Consider the following 18,444-nt stretch of genomic DNA (forward strand, 5'->3'; position numbering starts at 1 on the left):
CTTGACTTGAGGTTTTATCTTCCTTTAACTGATATTTGGTCGAAGTTCATCACGCGGGTAGCATCGTCCAGGGCGGAGTCCACGTCGTGCGTGACCATCACGATGGTCATGCCCTTCTTGTGTAGGTCATTGATGACGCGGTACATCGTTTCCGTAGATTCGGGATCGAGTCCCGTCACCGGTTCGTCGAGAAGCAATAAGCGTTCGGCAGCACAGAGGGCCCGGGCCAAAAGCACGCGCTGCTTTTGGCCCCCCGAAAGCTCGCGGAAGCACGACTTGCGCAAGCTTTCGGTGCGGGTGAGCGCCATGCATTCCATGGCGCGCTCCCGCTGGGCCCGTCCATAAAACGGCAGCAGGCGGAACTTGCCCTGGAATGCGGAAAGAACGATTTCTTCCACCGATGCGGGAAAATCCCTCTGGACTAGCGTCATCTGCGGCAGGTAACCGATTTCACTGCGCTTGAGCCCTTCGCAGAGTTCGATATCTCCGGACTTGGGCTTGAGCAAGCCTGCGATTCCACGGAGGAACGTTGTCTTGCCGGAACCGTTGCGTCCGATGATGCAGAGGTAGTCCCCGACATTCACGTCGTAATCCAAGTCGCGGACCAGGTCCTTGCTTCCGTAGCCGAGCGTCAGCTGGCGGCATTTGATCAGAGGGATTATTTCGTTCATGTTATTTTAAAGCCTTTTTCAATACTTCCAGATTGTCGCGCATGATGGAGAGGTAATCGACGCCGGCCTTTATCTGTTCGTCCGTCACCGACTGCATCGAATTGAGCGTCAAGACCTGCGCGTTCTTGGAGTTCTTGCTCGCATCGAGAATCGCCCGGGCGATTTTCCCGTCGCTGCCGTCGATAGTCAAAATGGCGGGGAGCGCAAGCGAATCCATCTTGTTCGCAAGGAAGGTTACAGTCTCGAAACTCGCTTCGCTCTCGGCGGAACAGCCGGCAAATGCGGCATAGTACTTAATGCCATAATCGTCCACCAGATAGCGAAACGGGAAACGGTCGCCGAACAGGATAGTTTCGTGGGTCGCCTCGGCAACGGCATCGGCATATTCGTCGTCAATTTCGTTCAGCTTGACAGTATAGTCAGCTGCGTTCGATCTGTATGTTTCGGCATTTGCGGTGTCGATTTTGACCAGGGCTTTGACGATGTCCACGCCAACCAGGTATTTGGCCGCTACCAGCGAAAGCCAGATGTGCTCGTCGTTCTCGACTTCTTCGTGGTGATGATGCTCGGAGGTCGCCTCGGCAGGCTCGGTGACCTTGGCATGCTCATGATGTTCCTCTACCTGCATGCCCTCCACGACTTCTTCTTCCTTGATGCGGTCGCCGAGAGCCTTCATCAGGTTCAGCGCGACGCGCCCTTCCTTCGGGGTAGCCGCAAGTGCCTTCTCAATCCATTCGTCAGACTCGCCGCCCACGTAAACGACAAGGTCGGCCTTGGCGATGGTCGCAATGTCCTTGGCCGAGGGCTTGTAGCTGTGAAGGTCGGTGCCGTTCTTGATGAGCAGTTTCAGGTCAACTGCATCGGCACGCTCGCCAATCACGTTCTTCAACCAGTCGTACTGCGGGTAGATGGTTGCGACGACGGAAATCTTTTTCGGTGCGGAATCCTTTTTCCCGGATTCCGTGTTGCATGCGGTCAGCATGAACGCTAACGCGAAAAACGATATTGCAATGGATGCAACTTTTTTCATATAAAGGTCCTTGTCCGTATGGACAAATGTTGTTGATGTTGTTATGCGGCTTTGTACCGCTCGTCGTCTTGGGTGCGACGCACTTCAATTCAACAACAGGACCTTTTGCGAAACAAGAGTGGCTCGGCACGTATCGAGAACCTTGATGCGGGGGAGCCTGAAAAACACGCAGCAGAGCGCGATTTCAAAAGGTGCGACGACCATTTCCATGCAGACCGTAATCAGTTCCAGACAGCGATGGATATGGTGACAGACGTGGCAATGTTCGCCGTGGCAATGGTGTTCCAGGTGGCGTGACACGTAGAGCGACGCCATGACAACCAGAAGCCTGTCGAACAGGGCCTTAAACATGGTGCATACGACTCCGCGGGAGGGGCTTCTTCGCGGCTATGGAGCATCCGGCGCAGCGCCCGAGCAGAACCGACTGCTGCTGGTCCAGTTCAAAGCCGCTTACGCGCTGTACCGAAAGTTGCAGCATCTTGAGTGCGGGGCCTTCCAGGTGGAAAAACTTGCCGCATTCCTTGCACACGAGGTGCATTTTCTCCTGGCACTTGCTCGGGCCCGTGTAGCGGTACTGGAGTTCCTTGTTCTCTTCGGCCCCGACAATCTGGACGATACCCGCTTTTTCGAGACGGGCGAGGTTCCTGTAGATGGTGCTCAGGGAAACGGAGCGCAGGTCCTGGGCAATGTCGGAGGCCTTGAAAATCCGGTCAGGATTCTTGACCATGAAGTCCATGATGACTTGTCGCGTTTTCGTCTTGTATTCTAATTTGCAAATCATTCGCAAATTTAAATTTAACAAAAAGTGGGTGCGTTGTCAACGAAAAAGCCTGCGAATGGGCCGCAGGCTTCTCGTAAATGTGGTTGTATTTAGCGTCACTTCACACTTGCTGTCAGCAATTTTGTAATCGCACTGACGTATTCAGCCGGGTTCGGAAGCGGAGAACCTTCGGCAAGCAGAGCCTGACCGTAGAGGGCCTTCGGCCAGTCACCCAAATCTTCCTTCGCTTCGACCTTCTTCTTGAGCATTTCGCAAATCGGGTGCGTCGGGTTGATTTCCAGAATGCGCTTGGACTTCGGCAAGTTCTTCTGGCCCATGGCCTTCATCATGCGTTCCATCTGGGCGCTCATGGCGTCTTCGCTCGTCACGAGGCAGCAGGGGCTATCCTTCAGGCGGCTAGACACGCGGACTTCCTTGATGTCTTCGTCCAAGACTTTCTGCAGGTTTTCGCAGAGGCCCTTAAAGATTCCCTTGTTGGCTTCTTCGGCCTTCTTTTCGTCTTCGGTCTTTTCGAAATCCACGTCGCCGCGGGCGATGTCGTGGAACTTCTTGTCGCCGAATTCGGTGAGGCTCGACATCATGAATTCATCGATGCCGTCGCTCATGAGCAACACCTCGTAGCCCTTGGCCTTGAAAGCTTCGAGCATCGGGTTGGACTTCACGGCGTTCTTGTCGCCGATGAGGTAGTAGATTTCCTTCTGGCCTTCCGGCATGCGCTTCACGTATTCGTCAAGGCCCACGAGAGCGTCGCCCTCCGTCTTGGTGCTTTCGAAGCGGAGCAGCTTCTTGAGTTCGTCAAGATGTTCCCAGTTCATGTAGAAGCCTTCCTTCAAGACCATGCCGAGTTCGCGCCACCAGGCGTTGTACTTCGCGGCATCCTTGTCGGCCATGTTCTGCAAGGTGTCGAGCACTTTCTTGATGACGTGCTTGCGGATGTTGGTGATAATCTTGTTGTTCTGCAAGATTTCGCGGGACACGTTCAGCGGCAAGTCTTCGCTATCTACCACGCCGCGCACAAAACGGAGCCAAGGCGGCAGCAGGTCCTTGCAGTCGTCCATGATAAAGACTTTCTTCACGTAGAGCTTGAGTCCGTGCAGTGCATCGTTGTGCCAGATGTTGAACGGGGCCTTGGACGGAATGTACACGAGGCTCCAGAATTCCTGGGAACCTTCGGCGTGGCTGTGGCTCCAAGCGGCCGGTTCGTCGGCTTCGTGGCTGATGACGTTGTAGAAGTCCTTGTACTGTTCTTCGGTGACTTCCTTTTCGCTCTGGCGCCACAATGCCTGCTTTTCGTTCAAACGTTCTTCGGGCTTTTCTTCGAGTTCGCCCTTGTCGTTCTTCGTTGCTTCGGGGTGGAAGTAAATGCCGTAGCTCACGAAGCCGCTGTACTTCTGGACGATGTCCTTGATTTTCCATTCGCTTGCGAAGTCTTCGGCGTCTTCGTCGTCCTTCAGGTACAAAGTAATCTTGGTGCCCACCTTGTCGCGCGGGGCTTCGGAAATCTCGAATTCGCCCGTGCCTTCGGAAGACCACAGGTAACCCTGAGTTTCGCCGGCCTTAAGGGTCAAAACTTCGACCTTCTTTGCGACCATGAACACGGAGTAGAAGCCCACACCGAACTGACCGATGAGATCGACTCTGCCCTTGTCGCTTTCCTTCAAATTCTTGATGAAGTTCTTGGTGCCGCTACGGGCGATGGTGCCCAGGCAGTTGATCAAGTCGTCCTTGTTCATGCCGATACCGTTGTCTTCCACAACGATGCGCTTGCCTTCCTTGTTCACCGAGATGTCGATGCGCAGCTGCGTGCCCTGCGGCAAGAGTTCTGCGTTTGAAAGCGAGAGGAAACGGCGCTTGTCCAGTGCGTCCGCCGCGTTGGAAACGAGTTCGCGGAGGAAGATTTCCTTGTTGCTGTAAAGGGAGTTGATCATCAAGTTCAGCATGTCGCGAACTTCGGTCTGGAATTCCATCTTCTCTGTTGCCATTTTACGTCCTTTTCCTTTTTGTCATTCCCGCGCAGGCGGGAATCTCCGTTATGTTTAATTTTCGAGCGGTTTAGACTGTCAAAATGTTTCAAAATGAAACAAATTGACGGCCCAGCCTTGTTTTCGCTATAGTAATTGCAAGAACCGTGCCAATGGTTTGACAAGCTCACCAACCGTGGTTCGACATAAGGTCGCTGAGCCGGTGCGCTGAGTTTGCCGAAGTGCACCAATATATTATATTTCGGAAAAGCCTGCTTTTTGGGGCTAAAAGGAGATTTATGAAAAAGGCGTTCTTGAACATGTTTATCCTGTCGCTGGCAGTAGCGTTCTGTGCCTGCGACGATTCCGCGTCGGGTTCTCCCGAAAACGGGGGCGACTCGGGTAAAACTGCGGAATCGAAGGGGAGTTTTCCTGCAGGCGGTGACTCGGATTTTTACTGCGAAGCGACCATCGGTGTTGATTCCGACGGCAAAAACTGGAGCCAGATAAAGTTGAATATCCCGAACTACAAGGGGTTTGTGGAACGGATCGTGTTCGACGATGCGGGTAACGGCTCGCAGTACTATGAAGAGTCCTATTTCAAGATATCGCCGATGGATAAGGCCGAGATGTGTTTGGAATTCGAACAGGCGCTGCGGGAAGACCTTGCAGATAAAAATGTTACCGATTCCTATTGTGGCGAAGGCGTTTCGTATTTCGTGATTGAGTTTGAAAAAGTCAAGCTGGAACGACTCGCGTCATATGCGGAATCCTTCAGGGAAGACTGCGAAGATTACGAGCGTGACTGGGAAGAGGGCGAGTACACCCGCTACCAGAAATAAATTACGTTCAAGATAAAGTAAGTTACGTTACTTCAGGTAAATCCTTTGCTCGTCGCTTAGCATTAGGATGACGGGGAGTGCCGGTGCAGCGAAGGTTCTGCCTTCGAGGTTTCCGCTCTTTAGCAGCTGGCCGTTCAGGCTGAACGCCTTGTATTGGGCGTTAGGCTTGGCGCCTGCAATCAGGTAGCGGCTTTGGCCGAGTTTCGCGAAGCTGATTCTTGCCTGTGATAGTCCCGGGATTGCGGGGGAGGCTGTCGTGGATTCGGGCGGAAACTTGATGTCCGGGCACGTGTTCAGCGTGTCGAGAAGGATGGTGAATTCTCCGGCAACGGTCGCAAGTGCGAGAGGCATGTCAACCATATCGACGTCTTTCCCGCCGTTTCTTCCTCTCAGCTCGGGCGGATTGAATTCACAGCCGGAGTAACCCAATTCTTTGCAGTAGAACTTCTGGCACAAATCAAATACATGGTTCACGAGGGAATCTGCCTGTTCCGCCGTACCCTTGAATACGCCCGCCTTCTGCAGGCGCGGAAATTCGTCCTTGTACACGTCTTTGTGGTTCACGCTGAAAAGCGAATCGACGCGTGAGCTCTCGTCTTCGGAATAGGAAACTCGTGCTACCTTGACCACCTTCTCGGTGACAATCACGATCATGGTGGAATCCAGGGCGGACCTGTATACCCATGCCGTATCGGTGCCGGAGGCGTTCTTGACCGCGGGCTCGCGCTGGCTCATCTTGGAGAGGTCCAGGTAGTCGCCTTCGAACAGGTAGAGCGCTGTCGCCGGGTAGCCCATGTAGACGTCGGTGCTGCCGCCCCCGCCCTGATGGTGGGTGACGTTGCATTCCGCCGCATGTAGGCTTGTGGTTAAGGCGCCTGCGCAAAACGCGCCCGCAAATAGAAATTTGGTGAATTTCATGATTTATTCTCCTTTCTTGATATTGTAATAATAACACAAAAAGAGGCGCCCTGTCAAGAGCACCTCTTTTTAAAATGGATGGTCTGGCCGCTTAGCCGAGTACCTTCTTCTCGAAGTCGCCGAGGCAGTCCACGAGAGCCTGAACGCCTTCGACCGGCATCGCGTTGTAGATGGATGCGCGGAAGCCACCCACGGAGCGGTGACCCTTGAGCTGCTGGAGGCCGCGAGCCTTCGCGAATTCGAGGAATTCCTTGGCGAGATCGTCAGCCTTGTCGGCAGCGACCACGTCCTTGTTGAACACGAACGGGACGTTCATGATGGAGCGGTCTTCCTTGGCAGCGGTACCGACGAACACCTTGGAGTTGTCGAGGGCGCTGTAGAGGAGAGCTGCCTTGGAGCGGTTCACCTTTTCGATAGCTTCCACGCCACCGAATTCCTTGAGCCACTTGAGCGTGCGGTTCATCACGTACACGGCAAATACCGGCGGAGTGTTGAACATGTTCTTCGCGTCGATGTGGGTCTGGAAGTTCAGCATGGTCGGGATGGTGCGGTTCACCTTGCCGAGCAAGTCCTTGCGGATGATGGTCACGGTCACGCCAGCGCAGCTGATGTTCTTCTGGGCGCCGCCGTACACAACGCCGAAGTCAGAAACGTTGATTTTCCTTGCGAGGAAGTCGGAGCTCACGTCGGCCATGAGGAAGCCGGACTTCGGCTTCGGGAAGCTCTGCCATTCCGTACCGTAGATGGTGTTGTTGGCAGTCACGTGGAGGTACGTGGCGTTGTCGCTCATCTTCAGGTTCTTGTCGATGTGGTTGTACACATCAGCCTTAGTGTCGCAGGCGACGTTCACGTTACCGAACAGCTTGGCTTCCTTGCAGGCCTTGTTGGCCCAAACGCCGGTCAGCGCGTAGTCGGCCGTTGCGTTCTGGTCGAGGAAGTTCATCGGGAGCATGCAGAACAGGAGTGAACAACCACCACCGAGGAAGACGATGTCGTAGTTCTCGGGAATGCCCATCAAGTCGCGGAGGAACTGTTCGGTTTCGGCGAACATGTTTTCGATCGGCTTTGAACGGTGACTCATGGAGAGAATGCTGATGCCGCTGTTCGCGTAGTCGATGCATGCAGCAGATGCTTCCTTGAGTGCTTGTTCGGGCAGGACGGACGGGCCTGCGCTAAAGTTATAGACCTTATTTGCCATGGTTGTGTTCCTTTTTGTTTTGCCGGGGAACGTCCCGGACTATAAATTTACGGGCGTAAAAATAGCAAATTGCGCCCTGCTCGGCAATGGTCTACGGGTGCTACCTATCGCCTCGTTTTTCCCTTTATCTCTATTTGTGAAATTGTCGCGGCTACGGCAGAAACGCCCCCGATGAAAGCCGCGATAAAAGCCCCGCAGAACAGGTATAGCGGCAAGGAATAGATGGCGCCGTTCGCAATAGCCAGGTACTTCAGCTCGCTCGTGCCCTTGAGGCTGTCTTTGACGGAGTAACGCCAGCGCTCGAAGGTGTAGTCCATGAAGCCGCTCCCGAAGTAGTAGGCGTTGATGATGAAAATCAGGCAAATCGAGATTACGCTCCCGACGACGGGAATCAGGTTCAGGAGGAGGCAGAGTGCGGTCAGCAGCAGTTGCTTTGCCGTGTTCCGGAGGGCGATGAGGAGTGCTCTCCAGATGTCCTTCAGGGTCTGCTTCGCGTCGAACGGGAACTCGTTGCCGGTGAGGATGGTTTCGGCCTTTTCTGAAAGCATCGTGTAGATGGGCGACATCAAGACGTTCACGATGGTGCCGCCGATGAAAATGAAGACGATGAAGAATATGATGGGGAGGACTATCTTGATGGCGACCATGCCGGCCTGTATCCAGCTGTTCATGTTCTCGGTGTGCCGCTCGATGATGCCGTTAATCCAGTCCCCGATGCCGACTCCGGAGAATAGGAGCGCGACAACCACGATGATGTTAAGGACGACGGGCAGCGCCAGGTACTTGGTGAGTTTGTTTGTCCATATCAGACGGAGCGCCTTTGGGTATGCGGCGAGTCCGCTTACAATCTGTTCCTTTATTCGATTCATTCCTTGATTTTTCCCTTATAAAAAATGCCCCGCGATGCGGGGCGAAACGGTGTTGTTTGGGGTCTACACGCCGAGGGCTTCGATGGCGGCCTTGTACTTCTTGAGGCGGAACTTCGTCTTGAGTTCGCGTCGTTCCTGCCTGTGGATGTACTTGTCTTCCATGAGCACGTTCAAGATGGCGCTCTTGGCTTTTGCTGCGATGGGATTGTCCTTGAGGGTTTCCACGAAGCGCACAAAGTCCTTCTCGCGGGCGTCGTAAGTTGCGTCTTCTGCGGGTACGCCCTTTTCCATGAGCCTGCAGCTGTACTCGTCAATCCAGCCCTGGTTTTTGTGGTAGGTCATCTTCTGGATAAGTTCGACCATGTCTGCCGGAACGCCCATCGCGATGACTTCTTCGGGGGTCTTCTTGGTGGCGCCCGTAATCAGGTCCTGCAGAATCGCAAGAACCTGTACGTCTTCGGATTCGCCCTTGTTCTTGAGGTAATCCGCAACGTTCTGGAGAAAGTCAATGTAGGGGCCGCCGGCCTTGTCCTTCTGGTCTTTGTGGACTTCGGCGGCAATCTTGTAGGCGTCTGCGTAAGAGAGCATGTTTGTTCCTTGTGATAAAAAACTTGTTTGCCCGGTGGGCTCTAGCACAATATATATAAAATGAACCGGAGAGTTTGTTGCATTATCGTCCAAAATGGAATGATTGTCAGATTTCTTCCATTTTTAGCGGTTTGCCGGAGAACGTCTTCACGTAAATCTCGTTCGTGATGTAATCCTTCCAGTTTTCGGGGGTCTTGCCCGTATTGACGAACTTGCAGATGTCGGCGATGGCGCCCGCGAGGCCTCCGCTTTCTTGCAGGGGCTTGTTTTCTGTAGACCTGGACCGGCACAGGCTGAGGGCGGTCCCGAGCACGTTCACGTTGCGGAGTTGCTTGATTTCGGTCGCGAGTTCCGTGTGTACGGTTTCCGTGCTGGCTACGGCGGTTGCAATCTTTGCAAGCGCCTCGGCCTGGGCTTCCAGTGCGCGGGTCTGTGCCTGAATCGTTTGCAGGAGTCTCTCGAATTGTTCGTCGGTCATTTGAATGTCCTTTTTGGGGAGTTTCCTTTCTTAATATAGCATAAAAAGAAAGTTTGTGCACAAACTGGGTGAAATTTTCTATATTGTGCGCGACTTGCTCGCGTAGCTCAGTTGGATAGAGCAGCTGCCTTCTAAGCAGCGGGTCGTGGGTTCGACTCCCGCCGTGAGTATAAAAACCTTGGGCGCCATTTGGCGTCCAGGGTTTTTATTTTTGCGGGTGGTCGAACCCACGAGCGGGCGAGTGTGGGTTCGACTACGGCAGAAGGCGAGTGATGCGACGGCGAACTTGTTCGCCGGCATATCCGAGCCGAAGCCGGAGCTGCTACGCGAAGCGGAGCAGCCTCCCGCCGTGAGTCCCCTCAATTTATTTTCGAGCCCAAGCAATAACTGCTCGGCTTTGCCGAGCAGCCTCCCGCCGTGAAAAATCCGGCTTATTTCTTTATCTTGTTCAGCATCGTCCGCAGGTGGTTGATGTGCGACTCGTCCATGCTCTCGTAGCGGTAGAACGTGCCGTCAGGCATCACGAGGTAGAGCACCGGCACGTAGCCGTTGCCGTAGAGCGGGCCGAATTTCTGCGAGCCGTCCTGGAATACCGGAATGACCACTTTAAACTGGTCGATGAACATGCGGATGTCGTTCTTCTTGATGTTCCCGCCAATAGCGATTGCGATACCCGTGACTCCTGCCGCCTCGTATTCCTTCATGATGGCCTGCACTTCGGGCATGTGCTTCTGGCAGTGCGGGCACTTGGGACTGAAGTAGTATATCATCAGCGGGCGCTTGGCAAAGTGACTAAAGAGAATGCCCGGGTCGCTCACTCCGGAGAGCGGCAGGCTGAAATCCATCTTGATGGCGGTCCCCGCGGAATCCTTCATGAGGGGCACGTCTGCCATCTGCGGTTCGGGGGCTAGCTGGGCCAGCGACATGGTGGCGGTCAAAGTCAATAATGTCAAAATACGTTTTGCGAATCGCATAGATACTCCTGAAAATCGTTTGGCCGGTATGAACGGCCTTTCACGCCTTGTAAAATACCAAAAAATGGCGTGAAAAGTGTCATGAAAACGCAAAATTTCGCGTTTTTGTCGCAAAAAGGGAATTTTAATCACATTTTTGGTGGGGGTAGGTGGAAAAAATATATAATTGAACAGAGGTAAAGGATTTTGTTATGAAGAATAGGCTTCTTTTCATCTTGGTAGCACTTTTGGCGGTCTCTGGTTTTGCGGAGACGCAAGGAACCTTGGTCGATAAACGTGACGGGAAAAAATATAAGACTGTGAAGATTGGCGACCAGACCTGGATGGCGGAGAACCTGAATTACGAGGTGCAGGATAGCTATTGCTATAATGACGACGAATCAAATTGCAAAAAGCATGGCCGTTTGTACTCTTGGAAGGCTGCGCTATATGCTTGCCCTGTAGGTTGGCATTTGCCGGGCAATATTGATTTTAAAACATTGTACGAATCTGCCGGCGGTAAACAGGTCGCAGGCAAAAAATTAAAGAACAAGGAAGGCTGGAACAATAACGGCAACGGCACGGATGATTTTGGGTTCTCGGCGCTCTCTGCTGGCGCAAAGGACAACAGTGGGCGTTACATCGTTGAGGGCTACCTCACGCTCTTCTGGGGTTCTATGGAGAAAGATTGCGACAAAGCGTTCGGCTTGCTGTTGAACTTTGGCGCCGACAGTGTGAACCTGGAATCCGGCAGTAAGGACTTCAGGTGGTCGGTCCGTTGTATAAAGGACGAAACTGTTGTTCCTGCAACCGAAGTGACCGTGGACTCGGTGACTGATTCTCGCGATGGTCAAACCTACAAGACTCTTAAAATCGGTACGCAGACTTGGATGGCGAAGAACCTGAACTACAAAGCGGACTCTAGCTTCTGCTATGACAAAGAGGAAAGCAACTGTGCCAAGTACGGTCGCTTTTATAAATGGGATGATGCGTTAAGGGCTTGTCCGAGCGGTTGGCACTTGCCGAGTAAGGCGGAATTTGAAACATTGATCGGATCTGTTGGCGATAAACAGTTCGCAGGCAGATATTTAAAGTCCAAGGAAGGCTGGAGCTATAGCGGCAACGGCACGGATGCTTTCGGGTTCTCGGTACTCCCTGCCGGCATCAGGGGCCACAGCGGGAATTACGGCTACGAGGGCGACTACGCGTTCTTCTGGAGTTCGGTTGAGAACAATAGCAGCAACGCGTACTACATGAGCTTGAGCTGCTTCGGCCTCAATGCGTCCCTGGGCGACACCGGTAAGAACATCGCGCTCACGGTGCGTTGTGTGAAGGACTAGGATCACTATTTCGCTGGGCATCGCTATCGCTCTTCCTATCGGAATAGCGAGATGGACGCCATTCCTGTCGGAATCGCAGGCGCTCATCCCATCGGAATAGCGAGATTGACAAAAGTTTCACGGTGTTCAACTTTTGCCCTACGGGTTACGCCTGGCGGCGTAATCTCTAAATCGCCTAAATTCACTGCGTTCAAATGGCGATTTAGTCGAACTCACGACTACGTCGCTCGTCCTGAATCTCTCGCTATTCCGGATATAAAAAGAAAACCACCCAGGAGGGTGGTTTTTCTTTTTATCGGAATAGCGAGATTCGAACTCACGACCTCTTGCTCCCGAAGCAAGCGCTCTACCAGGCTGAGCTATATTCCGGTTTTGTGGGCACAATTATAGATAAAAAGTGCGGGTTTTCAAAGGGGTAGGGGGCGAAAAATTTGTAAAAATACCCAAAATTTACTTCTTTCGGGCGTTTTTCTTGGCCTTTTTGGGGTCGGGGCGTGCGGGGGCGTCGCTTTGGGCGGGTTTCCCGAGGACCATGATGCTCGAACCTGCGTTGTCGGGTTCGACCTTGTACAGGCGGATGCGGTGGTTCCATTCGGACCTAACCTTGCGGTCAATGATGCGCTTGACGTTCCCGTAGCTCGGGTTTCCGCCGCCGTGGATGACCCTCAGGACCTTGAGGCCCGCGATGTTTAGGTCATCGATGCGCCGCTCGACGGCCTCTGCGGCTTCGTCTGCGGTCATGCCGTGCAGGTCGATTTCGTCTTCGGGCATGGGGAGGTCCCAGGCCGCGGGGTTGCGGCGCATCTTGCGCCCGCGCGCAAGGCGGGCGGGGCGCATCACGGCGGCATTCTCCGCATCGACGCGCATCTGCTCGTCCTTGTCTTCCATGCGGTGGTTCATAATCCACTGCATCTGGAATTCTTCTTCTGCGTTCAGGGGCATCTCAAATCCTCGGACACAAATATAGGCATTTATAGCCATCGATAAACAGATTTAATTTAGAATATAAACTTTTGATAATTGTAATAAGCGGCTATTACCAGGGAGGCGTTGGCCAAGGATGGGGAGGGTGCAGGGAGGGGCCCGTGCGGCCTTCGCAACTCCGAGCTGGGGCCCCGCCCGCAAGAATTTTATACCTTCCCGTTAGGGATGGGTAATAAAATTCCCGTGGTAGTTCCAGCTCCACTGGTCGGGGTGCTCCGCTATCCAGCGCTCCGTCTCGCGGGCAATGTCCTTCACGAGGGCGCTTTCTCCGGCCTGGCTTGCGTCCTTGCTGGCAACGGTCTCGTCGTATTTAGGCGGGTAGTAGTTTTCGAACCGGATGACGATGCTCCCTTCGGGGTACTTGCTGTCGCGGGAGGGCGAGCCGTGCATTTCTGTCCAGGTGCGGAAGGTGACGATGCCCGCTCCCATCCGGTTGATTTTCTCGATGAGCCGCAGGTAGAGCGTGGTTTGTCGGCCGAACAGTTCGACGGTATTTCCCTTCGTGTTCTTCCCCTGGTCATAGACCATCGCGAGGATTCCCTTGGTGCGGAAGAGTTCGCGGATGAGCCTGCCGGTCTCTTCGGGGTGGTATTCTGTGAGGTGCGGGTCGCTGCGGAGTTCTGCAAGTACGTCGCGGAAGGCGGCATCCCCGACGGAATCGGTGATGAGGTGCACGTGCTCGCTGTAGCGGCAGAGCACGCGGTGCATGAGTTCGAATGACCCCTGGTGGATGCTGATGCCTGCGATGGGGGCGCCTTTTTTTGCGCATTCAGCGACGGCGTCCTTGATGATGCCCTCGTTCTCGAACACGATGCGGCGTTCCACGCTCTTGAAGCGGGCGAGGCCGCGGTAAGAATCCAGCGCGTTCCAGAAGATGCCGCGGAACATGTCGCGTGCAGTCACTTTCTGCAAGGGGCCGGCGCAGTTTAAAATAGAAGGAGCGCTGTTTAACACCCGCGCACAGTTTAATTCCGACGCTGTACTGTTTAATCCCGGCGCACGGTCTTCATCTTGCGCTGCCAAATACTCCCTAGCCGCATCCAGATGCTTTACGACACGACCGTAAGCGCGCTCGGTGTGGAGCGCCTTGTAGACAGGGAATGCGATGGCGAAAAGGAACGAGTAGAAAAAGTCCGGCAGCCGCAGCAGGATGTTGAACAATAATTTATATGTAATTACCTTGAACTTGTACATGGGGTCGCGGCGCCTGCCGATCAGGAATTACGCGTCCTCGAATTCCAGGATATTCCTTCCGAGTTCGCGCTCGAACACGCGTCGCGAAAGGCCTTCGCCTGCATAGCTGATTGTGGGCGAGACCTCGTAGAGCTTGCCGGGCTTCACCTCGACATGCGCCTTCACGAGCCATTCGCGGTGGAGCTTGCCGATCATGGTGCGGGCCGTTTTCGGGCTGTCCGTGCCTTCCGCGTTCTTGACCGGGCTAAATTCCTCCTCGCGGATGACACCGAAGGGAAGCATGGTGCCGAGCTGCGGGAAAGCATCGAACAAAAACTGCTCGAACTTGAAGCAGTTCTCGATGCCGCAAACCGTCTTGCGGGCCGTGTGCCACGGGAGTTTGCCAGTCTGCAACTTACGCAGGGCCGAGACTTTGAACAAATGAATGGCGAGGTTCCCGCCGTCAAATACCAGGCTTCCGTCCGGATTTGTCATGTCGCGGTATTCTTCGGGCAAGTCGCTGTATTCGACCACGCCGGGCTTGTTGTTCTGGAAGGCGAAAATGCCCACGCGTTCCTGCGCGTTCGCCTTGTGAACGACCTTCGATGCGCTGGCCATCATCCCGTTGTCGGCGAGAGCCCCGATGAATGCGGGGTCGCAGATGCGGCAGAGCGCGTTGTCGACGCTGTAGAGGAACACGTATTCTATACCCTTCTCGACGAGCCATGCGAGCGAACCGCTCTGGGCAAGCGCGCGGAAGCACCCGCCGTTGCCATCGGGTACGAGAGCGAGCCTGTCGCCGTCGAGCACGGCCTTGCCATCGGGCGTAAGCGCGCAGATGGTTCCCTGCTCAAAAAAGCGGATGTTGTCGCGGTCCATCCCGAAGAAGTTGTGTTCGGTAAAGAAGTTGACGGTCGCCTCGTGGTTCAGCGGGCTCGTCATAATGCACCACGGAATCGGGTGGCCTACGCGAGCCGCGAGGTTCTGCAAGCGCTCCGCCTGCAGTTGGAACAAACTCTTGTGGCTCGGGAGCCCGATATCGAACATTCCCTTCGGGCCGTCGAACCCGAGGCGCGAACCCTGGCCGCCCGCGACGAGGAACGCCGCCACCTTGCCCTTCCCGAGCAGCATCTCTCCGATTTCTTTCCAGTAGTCGTATTTCAGGTTGTCTTCCGCAATCCGGAAAGGCATGGGCTTCAGGTCGGCAGATACGTTGTCCGCCTTGCTCGCGCTTGACTTTTCGGCGTAGAGAGCCTTCAGTTCTTCCCAGTCCTGGCTTAGAATGTCGCGTTCGAGGAGCTTGCGTGCATCCCCGGAGAGTGTTTCAAGGTGCGCCGCCAGTTCCTGCTGGCCGGTCGCGTTCAGAGTCTCGATAATATCCATGCGTCTTAATATAGAAATATCAGTTCCGTCCTTTTTTTCTATCTTAGACTTGAATACCTAATTAGGAGGAAATATGAAGTGGTTACTTTGTGCCTTGTTGTGTGCAACTATGTTTGTTGCCTGCGGTGACAGCGATAGCGAATTCATCTCGCGCCCGGACGGAAAGATCTCGTCTTCAAGTGTCTCGCCGGAATCGAGCAGTAGAGAATTTGGACCTTGCAAGACGGAGACCGAAGACAATTGCGAATATGGAACGGTGACGGATCGTGGTGGCAAAATTTACAAGACCGTAAAAATAGGCAATCTGTGGTGGATGGCCGAAAATCTCAGCAATGATGTGGGCCTCTGTTTTAACGATTCCGCAGAATATTGTGCCAAGTATGGAGCTCTTTACACTTGGGCTAGTGCAAAGTTTGACTGCCCTACGGATTGGCGTTTGCCGACAAAATCTGAATTTGAAAATCTTATTGAAATGGTTGGTGGCGATTCCGTTGCTATTACGGTGCTTAGGTCTAGTACCGGCTGGAAAGATGGTGAAAACGGCACTGATGCTTATGGTTTTTCTGCTCTTCCTGCAGGAATGAGAAACGTAAAAAGGTACCACAACGTTGATACTGAGTACTTTAGCGATAATCTTACCTGTTTTTGGAGTTCTACAGAGTTTGATGATTATTACCAGAACCAGGCGTACTTTTTTTACCTAGATAAAGGCCATGCTTTTGTGAGTGAGGAATACAAACCTTTCTACTTATCCGTCCGCTGTGTCAATGACAAAATTTGAGAGGAGATTTATGAAACATTCGGCTTTTTTTTACGTTTTGTTCGCATTGTCGCTTGCATTCCTTTTCGCCTGCAGTGACGATGATTCGGACACATTCCTTGTAAGGGGTGATTACAGGTCTTATCAGGACGACGAAGACGATTTTTCCTCCAGTTCCGCGTATTCATCAAGTTCTGCACGTTCCTCGTCTAGCAGCGAACAGCGCAGTTCGTCAAGTTCGGATGCATGGCTTGATACCATTCCGTACGTGTCTCCGTGTCGTGATGAAGAAGATGATAACTGCAAGTACGGCATCTTGGCGGATGAACGCGACGGGCAGAGTTACCGCACGGTTGATATCGGTGAGCAGACCTGGATGGCGGAAAACTTGAACTATGCTTCAGAAAGCAGCAAATGCTACAACGATAGTCTAGAATATTGCGACCTTTATGGTCGTCTTTACTCGTGGGCAGATGCTATGGAAGTTTGTCCCTCTGGCTGGCATTTGCCGAGTCTGGATGAATGGAAAATTCTGTATACCTATGCGGGAGGAATTTATACGTCCGCTTCGAAACTTAGGACGACTTCCGGCTGGATGAATCCCGATGCTGAAGGAACTGACGACTATGGCTTTTCCGTTTTGCCTGCCGGAGCCTTCAGGGATCTGCATGGTAGTGGATTCAGGGATTTATATGAATCTGCGATTTTCTGGACATCGACAGATTATGCCTATAGTGAGCTGGACGTGTACGATATATGCTTTGATAAACGTGACAAAATGGTTGATGGCCATAGCCAAAAAACGAGAAACTTGTTGTCCGTCCGTTGCCTTAAAAATTAATAGTGAGGCGGCCCAAATTACCTTAATCCGAAGAATATCACCATGCTCACGATGAGCGCGAAGATGCTTATCAGGTGCATGCGCCACACGATTTTCGAGTTCATCAGGGGCTTGCTCGGGAAGCGGCCTTCCCACTTTTTCTGGTAGTGGTGGTGGAGCGGCGCGCAAAGGAAAATGCGCTTGCCCGTGCCGGTTGTTTTTTTGGTGAACTTGAACCAGAGAATCTGGAGCAGCACCGAGCAGGCCTCGGCGATGATGATGATGCAGACGATGGGGAGGAACAGCCCCGCCTGCACCAAGATGAACATGATGCCGATGGTGGCGCCGAAGCCCACGGAACCCGCGTCGCCCATGTAGATTTCGGCGGGAGGGCTGTTGAACCACAGGTAGGCGAGCAGTGCGCCCGCGATGGCCATGGCGATGGGGAATAGCTCATCGCAGCCGGGCAGGTACGGCACGTGCAGGTAGGTACTGAAGATGAAGTTGCCGCTCACGTAGGCGACAAGCCCTACGAAAATCATGCTGGTAAGGATGGGCACGGAAACGAGGCTGTCGAGACCGTCGGTAAAGTTCGTCCCGTTCGCGCTGGCCGCGATGACGAACGTCATGAAGGCGACAAAAATCCAGTTGGGGAGGTGCAGCTGGAACACGTCGATGGGGCAGAAGGGGATGGTCAGGTCGCCCTTGAGCTCGGGGATGAACTTGTAGCAGAAAATCGCGACGATAAGGCTGAACAGGAAGTAGAGGAACAGGCGCAGGCTGCTGGAGATGCCGTCGGCCTTGTCCATGTAGTCGGCGGCCTTGAGCTTGCCGAGCTTGATGAGGCGTTTGGCGCGGACCTTCGCGATGTCGTCGATGGCGCCCACGGCGGAGAAGGCCGCGAGAATCACGAGCGTCGAAATGGTGTAGCCGTTCATCTTGCAGACGAGGAGCGAAACCACCTCGACCACCACCACCAGGAGGAGCCCGCCCATGATGGGTGGGGACTTGGTCTTGCCGTCCTTGTCGAAGTCGCTGGTGGCGTCGAGCCCCTGCAGCAGGCGGATGTACTTGGGCATGAAGAACAGCACGAGGATGATGGAGAGCATGGCGGCCGAGCCTGCGCGGAAGAGACGGCCATCGAAAATGTCCATGCTGGTAACGTGATAAAGCCAATGACAGAGCATAGTTATAAAAATCTCGGGGCTAGATTCCCGTTAGGTTTAAAGTTTCGGGTCCCATACACCGCAAAGATAAAATATTGTGCCCCTGTTGGCATTGGACGGCCCGAAATTTCTACATTATGGGGCATGAGTGAATTGCGTATCGATTGCCCCCATTGCGGAGCCACCTTCAACGTCATGCTGGACGGGGAGCCCTCGTCCATGATGGTCTTTGCCTGTGCCAAGTGCAAGACCCCGCTGATGCACATGGCCGGAGTGACTTCGGAACTGGACCGGGAGGAGTTTGCGCGCCTCCGCGAACGCCTGAACCGCGTGCTGAGCGCCGTCATGAAGCGCGAGGGCGAGGTAAGCGAGGTCGCTGCGTCCCTCAAGAAGCTCGTGGATGAGTCGAACGCCCGTGCCGAGGAGCGCGAGTCCGAATCCGCTGTCGCGATATCCGACGAGGCGCTAGCGGAACTGCAGAAGGGCCTCGACGAGATGGATGTGGACAGCTTCCTGGAAAAATTGTAAA

20 protein-coding genes and 2 tRNA genes are annotated in these 18,444 nt (G+C 53.9%); 6 read left to right on the top strand and 16 right to left on the bottom strand.

The genetic code is table 11. The features are described from left to right. Positions 1-14: 14 nt before the first annotated feature. The 5 genes from BUA44_RS07060 to htpG form a co-directional block, all read right to left on the bottom strand. Positions 15-671 carry a metal ABC transporter ATP-binding protein gene (locus BUA44_RS07060; RefSeq protein WP_072810186.1) on the bottom strand — a complete coding sequence of 219 codons (657 nt, stop codon included), beginning with the start codon at positions 669-671 and terminating at the stop codon, positions 15-17. Position 672: 1 nt separating this feature from the next. Next, positions 673-1,701, bottom strand: coding sequence for a metal ABC transporter substrate-binding protein (locus BUA44_RS07065; RefSeq protein ID WP_072810189.1), 1,029 nt, complete (start codon positions 1,699-1,701; stop codon positions 673-675). Between the two features lie 84 nt (positions 1,702-1,785). Continuing rightward, positions 1,786-2,052: a hypothetical protein gene (locus BUA44_RS15305; protein WP_143151898.1), complete on the bottom strand. Its 267-nt coding sequence runs from the start codon at positions 2,050-2,052 to the stop codon at positions 1,786-1,788. Next, positions 2,045-2,482: a Fur family transcriptional regulator gene (locus BUA44_RS07075; protein WP_143151899.1), complete on the bottom strand. Its 438-nt coding sequence runs from the start codon at positions 2,480-2,482 to the stop codon at positions 2,045-2,047. Before BUA44_RS07075 ends, BUA44_RS15305 begins: the two co-directional genes overlap by 8 nt. Before the next feature lie 95 nt (positions 2,483-2,577). Next, positions 2,578-4,464 (bottom strand): molecular chaperone HtpG, encoded by a 1,887-nt coding sequence (gene htpG / locus BUA44_RS07080; protein WP_072810194.1) that lies wholly within the window; start codon positions 4,462-4,464, stop codon positions 2,578-2,580. Positions 4,465-4,742: 278 nt separating this feature from the next. On the opposite strand from htpG, the gene BUA44_RS07085 reads away from it, so the two are divergent. After that, positions 4,743-5,285, top strand: coding sequence for a hypothetical protein (locus BUA44_RS07085; protein WP_072810196.1), 543 nt, complete (start codon positions 4,743-4,745; stop codon positions 5,283-5,285). Between the two features lie 27 nt (positions 5,286-5,312). On the opposite strand, the gene BUA44_RS07090 is transcribed toward BUA44_RS07085, so the two are convergent. The 5 genes from BUA44_RS07090 to BUA44_RS07110 form a co-directional block, all read right to left on the bottom strand. After that, on the bottom strand, positions 5,313-6,203 hold the full coding sequence (locus BUA44_RS07090) for a hypothetical protein (RefSeq protein ID WP_072810199.1): 891 nt from the start codon (positions 6,201-6,203) through the stop codon (positions 5,313-5,315). A 91-nt stretch (positions 6,204-6,294) separates the two neighbouring features. Further along, entirely contained in the window at positions 6,295-7,401 is a 1,107-nt protein-coding gene (serC, locus tag BUA44_RS07095) for a 3-phosphoserine/phosphohydroxythreonine transaminase (protein ID WP_072810201.1), read from the bottom strand. A 104-nt stretch (positions 7,402-7,505) separates the two neighbouring features. Next, positions 7,506-8,270: an EI24 domain-containing protein gene (locus BUA44_RS07100; protein WP_072810204.1), complete on the bottom strand. Its 765-nt coding sequence runs from the start codon at positions 8,268-8,270 to the stop codon at positions 7,506-7,508. A gap of 63 nt (positions 8,271-8,333) precedes the next feature. Continuing rightward, positions 8,334-8,858 (bottom strand): HD domain-containing protein, encoded by a 525-nt coding sequence (locus BUA44_RS07105; protein WP_072810207.1) that lies wholly within the window; start codon positions 8,856-8,858, stop codon positions 8,334-8,336. A 106-nt stretch (positions 8,859-8,964) separates the two neighbouring features. After that, positions 8,965-9,336: a hypothetical protein gene (locus BUA44_RS07110; RefSeq protein ID WP_072810210.1), complete on the bottom strand. Its 372-nt coding sequence runs from the start codon at positions 9,334-9,336 to the stop codon at positions 8,965-8,967. Between the two features lie 96 nt (positions 9,337-9,432). Here BUA44_RS07110 and BUA44_RS07115 point away from each other — a divergent pair. Next, positions 9,433-9,506 (top strand) — tRNA-Arg (locus tag BUA44_RS07115). Positions 9,507-9,767: 261 nt separating this feature from the next. Here BUA44_RS07115 and BUA44_RS07120 read toward each other — a convergent pair. Further along, entirely contained in the window at positions 9,768-10,310 is a 543-nt protein-coding gene (locus BUA44_RS07120; protein ID WP_072810212.1) for a TlpA disulfide reductase family protein, read from the bottom strand. 191 nt (positions 10,311-10,501) lie between these two features. Between BUA44_RS07120 and BUA44_RS07125 the strand changes: the two genes are divergently transcribed. Then, positions 10,502-11,629: a fibrobacter succinogenes major paralogous domain-containing protein gene (locus BUA44_RS07125; protein WP_072810216.1), complete on the top strand. Its 1,128-nt coding sequence runs from the start codon at positions 10,502-10,504 to the stop codon at positions 11,627-11,629. Between the two features lie 295 nt (positions 11,630-11,924). Here the strand turns inward: BUA44_RS07125 and BUA44_RS07130 are convergent. The 4 genes from BUA44_RS07130 to BUA44_RS07145 all read right to left on the bottom strand — a co-directional run bounded on the left by BUA44_RS07130 (position 11,925) and on the right by BUA44_RS07145 (position 15,169). After that, a tRNA-Pro gene (locus BUA44_RS07130) sits at positions 11,925-11,998 on the bottom strand. 81 nt (positions 11,999-12,079) lie between these two features. Then, positions 12,080-12,571, bottom strand: coding sequence for a Smr/MutS family protein (locus BUA44_RS07135; protein WP_083579519.1), 492 nt, complete (start codon positions 12,569-12,571; stop codon positions 12,080-12,082). A gap of 201 nt (positions 12,572-12,772) precedes the next feature. Then, a complete protein-coding gene (locus tag BUA44_RS07140; protein WP_072810218.1) occupies positions 12,773-13,807 on the bottom strand; it encodes an LpxL/LpxP family acyltransferase in 1,035 nt (344 codons plus the stop codon). 27 nt (positions 13,808-13,834) lie between these two features. Further along, a complete protein-coding gene (locus BUA44_RS07145; RefSeq protein WP_072810220.1) occupies positions 13,835-15,169 on the bottom strand; it encodes a UTP--glucose-1-phosphate uridylyltransferase in 1,335 nt (444 codons plus the stop codon). Positions 15,170-15,242: 73 nt separating this feature from the next. On the opposite strand from BUA44_RS07145, the gene BUA44_RS07150 reads away from it, so the two are divergent. After that, positions 15,243-15,950, top strand: a complete 708-nt coding sequence (locus tag BUA44_RS07150) for an FISUMP domain-containing protein (protein WP_072810223.1) — start codon at positions 15,243-15,245, stop codon at positions 15,948-15,950. 10 nt (positions 15,951-15,960) lie between these two features. Continuing rightward, complete coding sequence (locus BUA44_RS07155) at positions 15,961-16,770, top strand: fibrobacter succinogenes major paralogous domain-containing protein (protein ID WP_178348758.1); 810 nt, start codon at positions 15,961-15,963, stop codon at positions 16,768-16,770. A gap of 17 nt (positions 16,771-16,787) precedes the next feature. Here the strand turns inward: BUA44_RS07155 and mraY are convergent, their stop codons facing one another. Beyond that, the gene (gene mraY / locus BUA44_RS07160) at positions 16,788-17,936 is read right to left on the bottom strand and encodes a phospho-N-acetylmuramoyl-pentapeptide-transferase (RefSeq protein ID WP_072810228.1); all 1,149 of its coding nucleotides are present in this window, start codon (positions 17,934-17,936) and stop codon (positions 16,788-16,790) included. Between the two features lie 123 nt (positions 17,937-18,059). On the opposite strand from mraY, the gene BUA44_RS07165 reads away from it, so the two are divergent. Then, on the top strand, positions 18,060-18,443 hold the full coding sequence (locus BUA44_RS07165; RefSeq protein WP_072810230.1) for a zinc ribbon domain-containing protein: 384 nt from the start codon (positions 18,060-18,062) through the stop codon (positions 18,441-18,443). Position 18,444 lies beyond the last annotated feature (1 nt).

The organism is Fibrobacter sp. UWR3 (genome assembly GCF_900143055.1).
Taxonomy (GTDB): Bacteria; Fibrobacterota; Fibrobacteria; order Fibrobacterales; family Fibrobacteraceae; genus Fibrobacter.

Coding starts and splice junctions, on each gene's coding strand:
- BUA44_RS07060 (WP_072810186.1), bottom strand. CDS start 671: ATGAACGAAATAATCCCTCTGATCAAATGCCGCCAGCTGACGCTCGGC.
- BUA44_RS07065 (WP_072810189.1), bottom strand. CDS start 1,701: ATGAAAAAAGTTGCATCCATTGCAATATCGTTTTTCGCGTTAGCGTTC.
- BUA44_RS15305 (WP_143151898.1), bottom strand. CDS start 2,052: ATGTTTAAGGCCCTGTTCGACAGGCTTCTGGTTGTCATGGCGTCGCTC.
- BUA44_RS07075 (WP_143151899.1), bottom strand. CDS start 2,482: ATGATTTGCAAATTAGAATACAAGACGAAAACGCGACAAGTCATCATG.
- htpG (WP_072810194.1), bottom strand. CDS start 4,464: ATGGCAACAGAGAAGATGGAATTCCAGACCGAAGTTCGCGACATGCTG.
- BUA44_RS07085 (WP_072810196.1), top strand. CDS start 4,743: ATGAAAAAGGCGTTCTTGAACATGTTTATCCTGTCGCTGGCAGTAGCG.
- BUA44_RS07090 (WP_072810199.1), bottom strand. CDS start 6,203: ATGAAATTCACCAAATTTCTATTTGCGGGCGCGTTTTGCGCAGGCGCC.
- serC (WP_072810201.1), bottom strand. CDS start 7,401: ATGGCAAATAAGGTCTATAACTTTAGCGCAGGCCCGTCCGTCCTGCCC.
- BUA44_RS07100 (WP_072810204.1), bottom strand. CDS start 8,270: ATGAATCGAATAAAGGAACAGATTGTAAGCGGACTCGCCGCATACCCA.
- BUA44_RS07105 (WP_072810207.1), bottom strand. CDS start 8,858: ATGCTCTCTTACGCAGACGCCTACAAGATTGCCGCCGAAGTCCACAAA.
- BUA44_RS07110 (WP_072810210.1), bottom strand. CDS start 9,336: ATGACCGACGAACAATTCGAGAGACTCCTGCAAACGATTCAGGCACAG.
- BUA44_RS07120 (WP_072810212.1), bottom strand. CDS start 10,310: ATGCGATTCGCAAAACGTATTTTGACATTATTGACTTTGACCGCCACC.
- BUA44_RS07125 (WP_072810216.1), top strand. CDS start 10,502: ATGAAGAATAGGCTTCTTTTCATCTTGGTAGCACTTTTGGCGGTCTCT.
- BUA44_RS07135 (WP_083579519.1), bottom strand. CDS start 12,571: ATGCCCCTGAACGCAGAAGAAGAATTCCAGATGCAGTGGATTATGAAC.
- BUA44_RS07140 (WP_072810218.1), bottom strand. CDS start 13,807: ATGTACAAGTTCAAGGTAATTACATATAAATTATTGTTCAACATCCTG.
- BUA44_RS07145 (WP_072810220.1), bottom strand. CDS start 15,169: ATGGATATTATCGAGACTCTGAACGCGACCGGCCAGCAGGAACTGGCG.
- BUA44_RS07150 (WP_072810223.1), top strand. CDS start 15,243: ATGAAGTGGTTACTTTGTGCCTTGTTGTGTGCAACTATGTTTGTTGCC.
- BUA44_RS07155 (WP_178348758.1), top strand. CDS start 15,961: ATGAAACATTCGGCTTTTTTTTACGTTTTGTTCGCATTGTCGCTTGCA.
- mraY (WP_072810228.1), bottom strand. CDS start 17,936: ATGCTCTGTCATTGGCTTTATCACGTTACCAGCATGGACATTTTCGAT.
- BUA44_RS07165 (WP_072810230.1), top strand. CDS start 18,060: ATGAGTGAATTGCGTATCGATTGCCCCCATTGCGGAGCCACCTTCAAC.